This window comes from Kitasatospora phosalacinea, from assembly GCF_000717185.1.
GTDB classification, from domain to species: domain Bacteria; phylum Actinomycetota; class Actinomycetes; order Streptomycetales; family Streptomycetaceae; genus Kitasatospora; species Kitasatospora phosalacinea_A.
This window is the reverse complement of sequence record NZ_JNYE01000104.1, coordinates 18950-28681: the sequence shown is the minus strand read 5'-3', so window position 1 is coordinate 28681 and position 9732 is coordinate 18950. Positions and strand designations below refer to the sequence as shown.

Below are 9732 nucleotides of genomic sequence, written 5' to 3'. Positions count from 1 at the left end.
CGGTAGGGGCGGGCGGGCGGGGGCGTGCGGGCGGGCCGGGGAGGGCCGGGGCGGGCCGACGGGTCGTCGGGCGGAAGCAGAAGGTGATCCCACCCGCGCTCGGTGAACACGGAGTGGAACCACCTTCTGCCCGTTCACGTCACACGGCGGACGCCACGCCGTCCTGGAGCTCGGGCTCCTCGGCGGCCGGGGCCGCGGGCGGGCGCCTGAAGTTCAGCACGACGAGCATGATCAGCACGATGCCGACGACGGTGGCCCACATGGCGGTGCGCACCCCGTCGGAGGTGGCCACCCGCAGGGCCTCGCCGGTCAGCCCCTCGTGGCCGGAGTTGGCGATCGCCACCAGGACGGCGAGGCCGACCGCGGCGCCGACCTGCTGGCCGGTGGAGGCGACGCCCGAGGCGATGCCCTGGTCCTCGCCCGCGACGCCCGTGGTCGCCGCGGCGTACATGGCGGTGAAGATGGTGCCCTGGCCGAGGCTCAGGATGAGGACCCCCGGCACCAGTTGCAGGTAGGTGCCGTTGGGCGAGACGGAGAAGGCGAACGCGATGGTGCCGATCAGGCCCAGCAGCAGGGCGCCGAACAGCGTGGCGCGCACGCCGAAGCGGGTGGCCAGCTTTCCGCCGGACAGGTTGCCGATGAGCACCCCGACGCAGGGCAGCAGGAAGGCGATGCCGCTCTTGGTGGCGGAGTAGCCGTGCACGCTCTGGAAGTAGAGGGTGAAGAAGTAGGGCAGTGCGCCGAAGGTCCCCATGAAGACGAAGGTGACCACGGTGCCGGTGCTCAGGTTGCGGTTGCGGAACAGGCGCAGCGGCAGCAGCGGGTCGGGGCCCCGGCCCTCGATGGTGAAGAAGACGGCGAGGATGACCACGGCGATCGCGGCGGTGACCAGGATCGTCGGGGAGGTCCAGCCGGATTCGGGGCCCTGGACGAGGGTGAAGACCAGCAGGGTCGATCCGACGGTGGCGGTGAGGGCACCGGGCAGGTCGAACTTGCGTCCGCCGATGCCCCGGGGGGCGTCCTTGGGGATGATGGCGAAGGCGAGCAGCATCGCGCCGCCGGCCAGCGGGACGTTGGCGAAGAAGATCGACGCCCAGCCGAAGGCGCCGGTCAGGACGCCGCCGAGCAGGGAGCCGAGGATCATGCCGCTGCCGCCGGCACCGCCCCAGATGGCCAGGGCGCGGTTGCGTTCGGGGCCCTCGGCGAAGGTGGTGGTGACCAGCGAGAGGGTCGCGGGGGCGAGGAAGGCGCCGCCGATGCCCTGGACCGCGCGGGCGACGATCAGGGTGGTGGGGTCGCCGGCGAGTGCCCCGGCGAGCGAGGAGACCGCGTAGAGGAACAGGCCTAAGGTGAACATCCGGCGGCGGCCGAAGAGGTCGGCGGCGCGGCCGCCGAGCAGCAGGAAGCCGCCGAAGGCGACCGCGTAGGCGCTGACGACCCACTGGAGGGTCTGCGCGGAGAAGCCGACGCCGGTCCGGATCTCCGGCAGCGCGACGAAGACGATGCTGTAGTCAACAGCGTAGATGCACTGGGCGAAAGCCAGCAGTGCCAGGATCAGGCCGAGGCGTCGGCGGGGTGGCGCTTCGGCGCCGGCGACTGCAGAAGGCATGGGTGTGCCTTTCCCTTCCGGGTTTTTCGAGTACTGGTCAGTGGTGCGGGGGGTGCGACGGGCCGGTGCCGGTCGGCGGGGCCGCGCTGGTGGTGCTCCCGCCGGTCGGGCGGGGCCGGTCGGCGGCCGGTGCGGTGTGCGCGGTCTGCGCGGTCTGTCTCATGGGTGTGCTTTCGGTGATGGGTGCGGGCGACCCGGTCGGTCGCCCGGAGGCGGTTCGGTGTCCTGGCGGGCGGCGGTGTCCGCCGCCCGTCGTCCTGCCGTTCCGTCATGGCTCGAGGAGGTGGTCGTGGAACCACTGGGCGAAGGCGGCGTCGAGCTCTTCGCGCTCGTCCCGGTCGTCGGGGAGGTGGCCGCGCGAGAGGCGGATGAAGCGCACGGGCTTGCCCAGGTCGGCGAGCTTCTTGTGGAGCTGCTCGGTGGCGTTGATGGCGACGGTGGTGTCGCCCTCGGCGTGGGCGAGCAGCAGGGGCGCCCGGATGGCGGCCGCGTGGGTGAGGGGACTGGCCTCCCGGAGCCTGGCCAGGTCCTGCGGGTCGTCGACGTCGCCGATCCACTCGGTGACGCGGCGGCTCCAGGTGGGCGGCAGGGCGCGGATGTCGGTTTCGAGGTCGGCGGGCCCGCAGATGGCGATGCCGGCGCGCCAGTGCTGGGGCAGCCGGGCCAGGCAGCTGAGTGCGGCGAAGCCGCCGTAGGACATGCCGTGGACGCCGAGGCGGTCGCCGTCCACCCAGGGCAGGGCGCGCAGGTAGTGGGCGGCGGCGTCGAAGTCGGCGAGGTCGCCGCGGCCCCAGTCGCGGTAGATCAGGCGCTGGTAGGCCAGTCCGCGTCCGGTGGATCCGCGGACGTTGGGTGCCAGGACGGCGATGCCGGCGCGGACCAGGCGCTGGATCAGCGGGTCGTGGACGGGCAGGGCGGCCCATTCGGGACCGCCGTGGATGGTCAGCACCGCGGGGACCGGGCCGGTCGCGGCGGGCGGGCGGTAGAGCAGGCCGGTTATCTCCAGCCCGTCGGCGGAGGTGAAGCGGACCGTCCGCGGGGTGACGAGGTCGTCGGGCAGGTCCGCGCCGAAGCGGGTGAGCTGCTGGGTGCGGCCGGTGTCCGGGTCGACGGAGAAGAACTGGGTGGCCCGGTCGGGGGCGCCGACCTGGGCGAGGAGGTGCCCCGCGGAGCTGAAGCGGGGGACGAAGCCGTCGTAGCCGAAGGGCTGGGAGGCGAACCCCGGCAGTTCGATGCGGGTGCCGGGGGCGTCGGGGGCGGCCGGGGCGGCGCACAGGACGGTGCGCTGGTCGTCGGGCAGGGCCCACATGACCCGGTGGGGGCCGACGACGACGTTCTCGATGTCGGCGTCCGGGGTGGCGATCCACCGCAGGGGGAGGCCGGGTGCGAGCAGGGCGACGCCGAGGTGGTCGCGGCCCTCGGTGGTGCACAGGTAGATGCCGTCCTCGTTCCAGCCGCCGGGCTGGTACTTGGCGGGGCCCTCGTGCGGGGTGAGGTGCTGGACGAGGCCGGTGTCGAGGTCGCAGGCGTACAGGTCCTGGTCGGTGTTCTGGTGGAACTTCAGGACGAGGAGCCGGCGGGAGTCGGGGGAGAAGCAGACGGGCAGGTAGCGGTCGTCGCCCTGCAGGACCATCGTGCAGGCGCCGGTGGACAGGTCGCGCACGTAGACGTCGAGGCAGGTGGCGTCGCGCGCGCTGGTGGCGTAGGCGAGCAGGCGTCCGTCGGGGCTGTAGGGGGTGCTCGCGGTGGAGTACGGCACGCCTATCTCGCGTCGGACGCCGGGCTCCTGGGCTATCCACTCCACGTCGCCGGTGGCGGGGTCGATCTCGGCCAGGCGGTAGTCCTGGCCGCCGGTGACGTCGACCACGGCGAGCAGGCGGCTCTCGTCGGGCCGCCACGCCAGGCGGGTGACCGCGCCGTCGACCGGGAGGATGCGCCGTTCGCCGTCCCAGGTCTGGAACCAGGGCTGCGGGCGGCCGGAGTCGTCGCCGACGTACGCGAAGCCGTCCTTCGCGGGCCAGGCTCCCCAGAGGGTCATGAGTGGGCCGCCAGGGCGAGTTGGATGGTGGCGGCGGCGACGATCCCGCGGCGGAACCGGCCGAGGTCGAGGTTCTCGTCGGGCGCGTGGTTGGCCTCGTCGGCGTTGGCCAGCGGCACGCCGTAGCAGGGGCAGGAGAGCACGTCGCTGAGGACGGCCATGGGCAGGCTCCCGCCGAGCGAGGGCACCAGCAGGGGCCGCTGGCCCAGGACGTCCTCGACCGCCTGGAGGATGGTGGCGGTGTAGGGGGTCTCGGGCAGCGTGGTGGAGGGGGCCATGGCGGCGCCGGGGACGAACTCGACGCCGGGGGCGTGCTCGGCGACGTGGCGCCGGATGGCGTCGGCGACCTGCTCGGGGCTCTGGCCGCCGACCAGGCGGGCCTCGCAGCGGGCGACGGCGACGTCGGGGATCACCGCGCGGTGGTCGCCGGAGTCCTCGCAGCTGAGGGAGTTGACGGTCAGGGTGGGTCGGGCCAGCCGTTCGTGGAACCCCAGGGCGGTGGGCGGTTCCATGCCGGTCGCGCCGATCTCCCGGAGCGTCGCGGCGACGTCGACGGGGAGGTCGGCCAGGGCGGCGAGCTGTCCGCCGGTCAGCGGGGCGACGGGGTCGGCGAAGCCGGGGACGGTGACGGTTCCGTCGGCCGTGCGCATGGTGGCCAGCAGCTGCACCAGCGTCCAGGCGGGGTTGGGGGCGATTCCGCCCCAGTTGCCCGAGTGCAGGGGCCGGTTGGCGCCCCGGGCGCGCAGTTCGAACATCAGGATGCCGCGGACGCCGAGGACCACGCTGGCCCGGCCGGAGTCGTGGACGGGGCCGTCGCTCCAGATCACCAGGTCGGGCCGGCCGACCTGGCGCACGGCCGCGGCGAGGTTGGGGCTGCCGATCTCCTCCTCGCCGTCGAGCAGGACCGTGACGCGGCAGGGGAATCCGCCGGTCAGTTCCCGCAGGGCGCGCAGGCCCAGGAGCTGTGCGAGGTGCTGCCCCTTGTTGTCCCCGGTGCCGCGGCCGTACATGCGGCCGTCGCGGATGGAGGGGACGAAGGGGGGCGAGGTCCACAGTTCCAGCGGTCCGGCGGGCTGGACGTCGTAGTGGCCGTAGATCAGGACGTGCGGTCCGGGGCCGTCGGCGGTGCCCACGAGGGCGGGCCAGCCGCCGGTGTCGACCTCGCGGGCCTCCAGGCCGGAGGCCCGTAAGAGGCGCAGGCCGTGGGCGGCGGCTTCGGCCATACCCTCACCGGTGCGGCTGACGCTCGGCCGGGAGATCCAGTCCGCCAGCTCACCGTCCAGATCGCGGGCCTCGACCCACTCCTGGAGCTGCTTGATCACAGACCCTCCAACCGATTGCACAGAATGAAATCGATACGCAGTCAAGCAAACTGACGGCGCGTTGGCAAGGTAGAGTCCAGTCCGTGGAAGCGAGCATCGAAGACCTCAAAGCCCTCGGACACCCGGTACGCTGGCGCATCCTGCGGCTGTGCCTGGACCGCGCCTTCACCAACAAGGAGCTGTCGGTCGAGCTCGACCTCGCTCCTGCGACCACCCTGCGCCACGTCCGCGCACTGGTGAAGACCGACTTCCTGGTGGCGGAACCGGTCTGCACCGGCGAGCACGGCGCGCTGCAGCGGCCCTACCGGGCCACCGCGCGCACCCGGGGCCTGATCATCCCGCCCGACGACTCCGGTCTGGCCCAGCAGGTCGACCTGGCCGTACTGGGCGCCCACCGGACCGAGTTGATAGCCGCGGGCAAGGACTCCGGACGCGGCGCCAAGCGCGGGGTGCTGCGGCTGCGGCCCGAGTCGGTGGACGCGCTGCACCGCCGGATCGAGGCCCTGATCGCCGAGTGCGCCGACGAGCCCGACGGCGAGCCGTTGAGCTACCTGTGGTCGCTGGCCGCCCGGCCGCCGCTGGATCCCGACCCCCGTGAAAACAACGGGTCAGGCACGATTGACCGATTGCCGTGACCAATGCTTGACTCAATAACCATTCGAGTGAAACGCCCGGAGCCGCCACGGCGGCTGGAGGGGCGACAGCATGCTTTGCTTCCTCGAACGTGCGCGCCGCTGTCCGGGTCGGGCAATCCGCCGGCCCGGGCCATTGGTGCGGCACAGGCTGGGCGGGGCGGTTCCGCACACCCTCGGTACCGAATCCGGGGAAACCCGAAGCACTGAATCCGGAAAAGGTTAACGAATGAAGATTGTCATTGCCGGCGGCCACGGGAAGATCGCCATGCGGTTAACCCGGCGACTCGCGCACCGGGGCGACTCCGTCGTGGGCATCGTGCGCAACCCCCGCCACATCGAGGACATCAGGAAGCTCGGCGGGGACGCCGCCCTGCTCGACCTCGAACGCGCGACGGTGGACGAGGTGGCCGCGGTCCTGGCCGGAGCGGACGCCGTCGTCTTCTCCGCCGGCTCGGGCAACAGCGCCACCGCCGCGCGCCGGGACAAGATGGACCGCGCCGCCGTCGTGCTCGTCATGGACGCGGCCGAGAAGGCCGGCGTGCGCCGGTTCCTGCACGTCAGCTCCATCAACGTCGGCTGCGCCGAGGACCGCGGCATCGGCGAGGGCTACGCCGTCTACCTGCGGGCCAAGCACGCCGCCGAGCAGCACATCTTCTCCCGCACCGAGCTGGACTGGACGGTCCTGCGGCCCGGCGTGCTCACCGACGGCGGCGGCGAGGGCACCGTCGAACTCACCGCCGGCGCCAGGGTCGCGCCCCGGCACGCCAGGTTCGACCAGGTCGCCCGGGAGGACGTCGCCGGCGTCCTGGAGGCGCTCGTCGACCGGCCCGGGACCGCCGGCCGCATCTACGTGGTGGTCGGCGGGTCGACCCCCATCGAGAAGGCGGTCGACGCCGCCTAGACCGCACCCCGTGTCCGCGCCGCCCGGGCCCCGGGCGGCGCGGCACCGGCCCGAAGCGGATTGCCGGATTCGGGTCCGGCACCGGGAATCCGCGAATGCCCGTCGGCCGCGGTCCGTGAACCACGGACCGGCCGCGGGCTCCGGCGGGAGCGGCACGGAACGCCGCGCGAACAGCGGCGCCCTGCGCCCTGCCGGAAAACCGGACGGACGGAATTCCGTTTGCTCCCCGCACGGTCACATTCCGGGCGGGGACCGCAGCACGAAATGTCTCCTTTCAGCATGCAGGGGGGGTTCCTTGTGGTGCAGTCAATTGCCGAGACAAGGCCGGCGCACCGGGTCGGCATCGTGGTCACCGGCAGCGGTACCGTGAAAGCGGAACGGGCGAACGAATCCGCCGCACACCGATTAGGCTCCCTCGCGCTGGCCGAGCCGCCACCCCACCGCCCGGGGGACGCCCCGGTCGGCTGCACCCACTGGGCGGTGACCGCGGCCGCCATCTCCTCCTGGGAGGGCACGGCCGCCGGTGCGGCCGCCCGCCCGGGAACGGAGGACGGTGCCGAGGGCCACGCGGCCCGGGACCACTGGGCCGATCTGCTGTTCCTGGACGGCTGCGCCGCCGAGGGCGCCGCCCCCGAGACGTCCCCGTCCGAACGGCACGCGCTCGACGCGGGGATCCGGCCGACGGCCACCACCCTGGTCGTCGCGGCCCGGGCGCCCGCCGCCGACCCGCCCGAGCCGGGCCGCCCCTGGTTCGCCGAGATCGGCTACGCGCACTGCTTCGCGCTGCTGATGGCGGGCCAGGTGCGCCACGCGTGCCGCATCGCCGAGAACGGCTACCGCGACGAGGTGGCCGCCGGGAACACCGCGCGGGCCGACGGCTGGCTGGCGATGCGCGGCCGGGTCGTCGACACGGTCGGTGCCGCGCACCCGTTCGGATTCCCCGCCCCCCGCCTCATGCTGGCACCGCGCCCCGCCGCACTCGCCGTCTTCGGGGACCAGGCCGCCGCCGACCGGGACGGGCAGCACCGGAACCGCCTCTTCCAGCCCTGGTCGACGCTCAGCCGGGCCTGGGCCACCGCGGCCTGCGGGAACACCACCCTCGCCGCCCGCCAGGCCCTGGCCGCCGCCGAAACCGCCATGGCCCTGGGCCAGTACGCCGTCGAAGCCACCGCGAGCTACGACGTGGCCCGGCTGGGCAACCCCCACGCCGTCCGCCACCGCCTGGCCGCGCTCACCCACCTGGTCCCCGGACCGGTCGTGCCGACCATGGCCGCCGCGGCGGCCGCACTGTCCCGCTCCGACCCCGCGGCCCTGGACCTCGTCACCGCGAAGTTCACCGAGCTGGGCATGGACCTGCTCGCCGCGGAGACCGCCACCGCCGCGGCCGCCCTGCGCCGCACCTGCGCCCCTCCCAGCACCCTCGCCTGTCCCACCGCGACGACCCCGCTGCTGCAGCTGACCGCACCCCTGGTCGGCCTCACCAGCCGCGAACGGGACGTCGTGCTCCTGGCCGCAGGCGGCTTCACCAGCCCCGTCATCGGACACCGGCTGGTGCTGTCCGCCCGCACCGTCGACAACTACCTGGGCCGCGCCTACCAGAAGCTCGGGGTGGCCAGCCGCCGCGAGCTGGGCCCGCTGGTCGTCGGCGACCGCATCCAACCGCCCGTCCACGTCGAAGGGAAACAGCGATGACCTCCATGAGCGACCTCGAGAAGATATCGGCCAACCGGGAAGGCTTCAACCTGCGAGCACGGGCGCACATGCAGTCCTCCTACTACAGCGTCGAAAGGTTCAAGCAGGGCCACAACATGCTGCGCAAGCTGGAGCAGGAGGAGCTCGGCGACGTCAGCGGCAAGACCCTGCTCGAACTCCAGTGCCACATCGGCGTCAACTCGCTCTCGCTGGCCCGCCTGGGCGCGAAGGTCACCGGCACCGACATCTCCGACGAGGCCATCGACATCGCCCGCGAACTCGCCTCCGACCTCGACCTCGACGCCAGCTTCGTCCAGGCCAACCTCTACGACCTGCCCGACGTCCTCGACGGCCAGTTCGACATGGTCTTCACCGGCTACGGCACGCTGTCCTTCCTGCCCGACATCGACCGCTGGGCCGAGATCGCGGCGCAGTACGTCAAGCCGGGCGGCACCCTCACCGTCGTCGAGATCCACCCCATGCTGACCCTCTTCAGCGACGTCGACGGCGAACTGCGGCTGGCCCGCTCGCTGTTCAAGTCCCGGGACGTGCACCACGAGATGTCCTCCAGCTACGCCGACAAGATCGCCGACGAGGTGGAGGTGGAGACCCACAGCATCTACGGCTGGCGCTGGAGCGTGGAGCAGGTCCTCAACGCCCTCGTCAAGGCCGGGCTGACCATCGAGCGCGTCCGCGAGGCCCCCTACGACGCCCGCCAGCGGCTCCCGCTGATGGTGCCCGACGGCGAGCACAACTGGCGCATCCCCGGCGACCCGATCCCGCTGTCCTTCTCCTGCACCGCCAGGCGGCGGTGACCGCGCCATGGCAGAGCAGATCGTGGCGACCCCGCAAATCCGCGAGTACGTGCGCGCCGTCTCCCTGCGCGAGGACCCCCTGCTGGCCGAACTGCGCGAGCAGACCGCCGGACTGCCCGGCGGCTCGGCCATGCAGGTGATGGCCGAGGAGGGCCAACTGCTGGCGCTCCTGGTGGGCCTGACCGGCGCCCGGTCGGTCCTGGAGATCGGCACCTTCACCGGCTACAGCACGCTGTGCATGGCCCGCGCGCTGCCGCCGCAGGGCACGCTCGTCACCCTCGACCTCAACGGGCGGTGGCCGGCCATCGGCGCCGACTACTGGCGGCGGGCCGGCGTCGCCGACCGCATCGACGTCCGGATCGGCGACGCGGCGCAGACCCTGGCCGACCTCCTCGACGAACGGGGCAAGGAGAGCTTCGACCTCGTCTTCATCGACGCCGACAAGGCCAACTACGGCGCCTACTACGAGGCCGCGCTCGGCCTCACCCGCCCGCAGGGGCTGATCGTGATCGACAACACGCTGTTCTTCGGCCGGGTCGTCGACCCCGACAGCCACGACCCGGACACCGTCGCGGTCCGGGCCCTCAACACGGCACTGCGCGACGATCCCCGCGTGGACGTCTCCATGCTCACCATGGCCGACGGCATCACGCTGGCCCGCAAGCGCTGACACCGCGGCCCCGGAGACGGGCCCGGTAGCCAGGGAGTCCCCCGACAGCC

At 72.9% G+C, this 9732-nt stretch carries 9 protein-coding genes; 5 read left to right on the top strand and 4 right to left on the bottom strand.

What is annotated here, in order from left to right:
• Positions 1-139 precede the first annotated feature (139 nt).
• From OO57_RS31790 to OO57_RS31780, 4 genes are all read right to left on the bottom strand, one after another.
• Positions 140-1609, bottom strand: a complete 1470-nt coding sequence (locus OO57_RS31790; protein WP_051778508.1) for an MFS transporter — start codon at positions 1607-1609, stop codon at positions 140-142.
• A gap of 37 nt (positions 1610-1646) precedes the next feature.
• The gene (locus OO57_RS47040; RefSeq protein ID WP_267885002.1) at positions 1647-1772 is read right to left on the bottom strand and encodes a hypothetical protein; all 126 of its coding nucleotides are present in this window, start codon (positions 1770-1772) and stop codon (positions 1647-1649) included.
• Positions 1773-1877: 105 nt separating this feature from the next.
• A complete protein-coding gene (locus tag OO57_RS31785) occupies positions 1878-3647 on the bottom strand; it encodes a S9 family peptidase (protein ID WP_033256201.1) in 1770 nt (589 codons plus the stop codon).
• Positions 3644-4969, bottom strand: coding sequence for a M20/M25/M40 family metallo-hydrolase (locus OO57_RS31780; protein ID WP_234337594.1), 1326 nt, complete (start codon positions 4967-4969; stop codon positions 3644-3646). The genes OO57_RS31785 and OO57_RS31780 overlap by 4 nt, the downstream gene beginning before the upstream one ends.
• An 83-nt stretch (positions 4970-5052) precedes the next feature.
• Between OO57_RS31780 and OO57_RS46205 the strand changes: the two genes are divergently transcribed.
• The 5 genes from OO57_RS46205 (at position 5053) to OO57_RS31755 (ending at position 9682) form a co-directional block, all read left to right on the top strand.
• Positions 5053-5604: an ArsR/SmtB family transcription factor gene (locus OO57_RS46205; RefSeq protein WP_051778507.1), complete on the top strand. Its 552-nt coding sequence runs from the start codon at positions 5053-5055 to the stop codon at positions 5602-5604.
• Between the two features lie 226 nt (positions 5605-5830).
• The gene (locus OO57_RS31770; protein ID WP_033256199.1) at positions 5831-6505 is read left to right on the top strand and encodes an SDR family oxidoreductase; all 675 of its coding nucleotides are present in this window, start codon (positions 5831-5833) and stop codon (positions 6503-6505) included.
• 480 nt (positions 6506-6985) lie between these two features.
• On the top strand, positions 6986-8197 hold the full coding sequence (locus OO57_RS31765; RefSeq protein WP_033256198.1) for a helix-turn-helix domain-containing protein: 1212 nt from the start codon (positions 6986-6988) through the stop codon (positions 8195-8197).
• Positions 8194-9012 (top strand): class I SAM-dependent methyltransferase, encoded by an 819-nt coding sequence (locus OO57_RS31760; RefSeq protein ID WP_199811367.1) that lies wholly within the window; start codon positions 8194-8196, stop codon positions 9010-9012. The genes OO57_RS31765 and OO57_RS31760 overlap by 4 nt, the downstream gene beginning before the upstream one ends.
• A 7-nt stretch (positions 9013-9019) precedes the next feature.
• Positions 9020-9682 (top strand): O-methyltransferase, encoded by a 663-nt coding sequence (locus OO57_RS31755; RefSeq protein ID WP_033256197.1) that lies wholly within the window; start codon positions 9020-9022, stop codon positions 9680-9682.
• Positions 9683-9732 lie beyond the last annotated feature (50 nt).

Excerpts from the sequence above, each read along its gene's own strand:
- OO57_RS31770 (WP_033256199.1), top strand. The coding sequence starts at position 5,831 with ATGAAGATTGTCATTGCCGGCGGCCACGGGAAGATCGCCATGCGGTTA.
- OO57_RS31785 (WP_033256201.1), bottom strand. The coding sequence starts at position 3,647 with ATGACCCTCTGGGGAGCCTGGCCCGCGAAGGACGGCTTCGCGTACGTC.
- OO57_RS31760 (WP_199811367.1), top strand. The coding sequence starts at position 8,194 with ATGACCTCCATGAGCGACCTCGAGAAGATATCGGCCAACCGGGAAGGC.
- OO57_RS31755 (WP_033256197.1), top strand. The coding sequence starts at position 9,020 with ATGGCAGAGCAGATCGTGGCGACCCCGCAAATCCGCGAGTACGTGCGC.
- OO57_RS47040 (WP_267885002.1), bottom strand. The coding sequence starts at position 1,772 with ATGAGACAGACCGCGCAGACCGCGCACACCGCACCGGCCGCCGACCGG.
- OO57_RS31790 (WP_051778508.1), bottom strand. The coding sequence starts at position 1,609 with ATGCCTTCTGCAGTCGCCGGCGCCGAAGCGCCACCCCGCCGACGCCTC.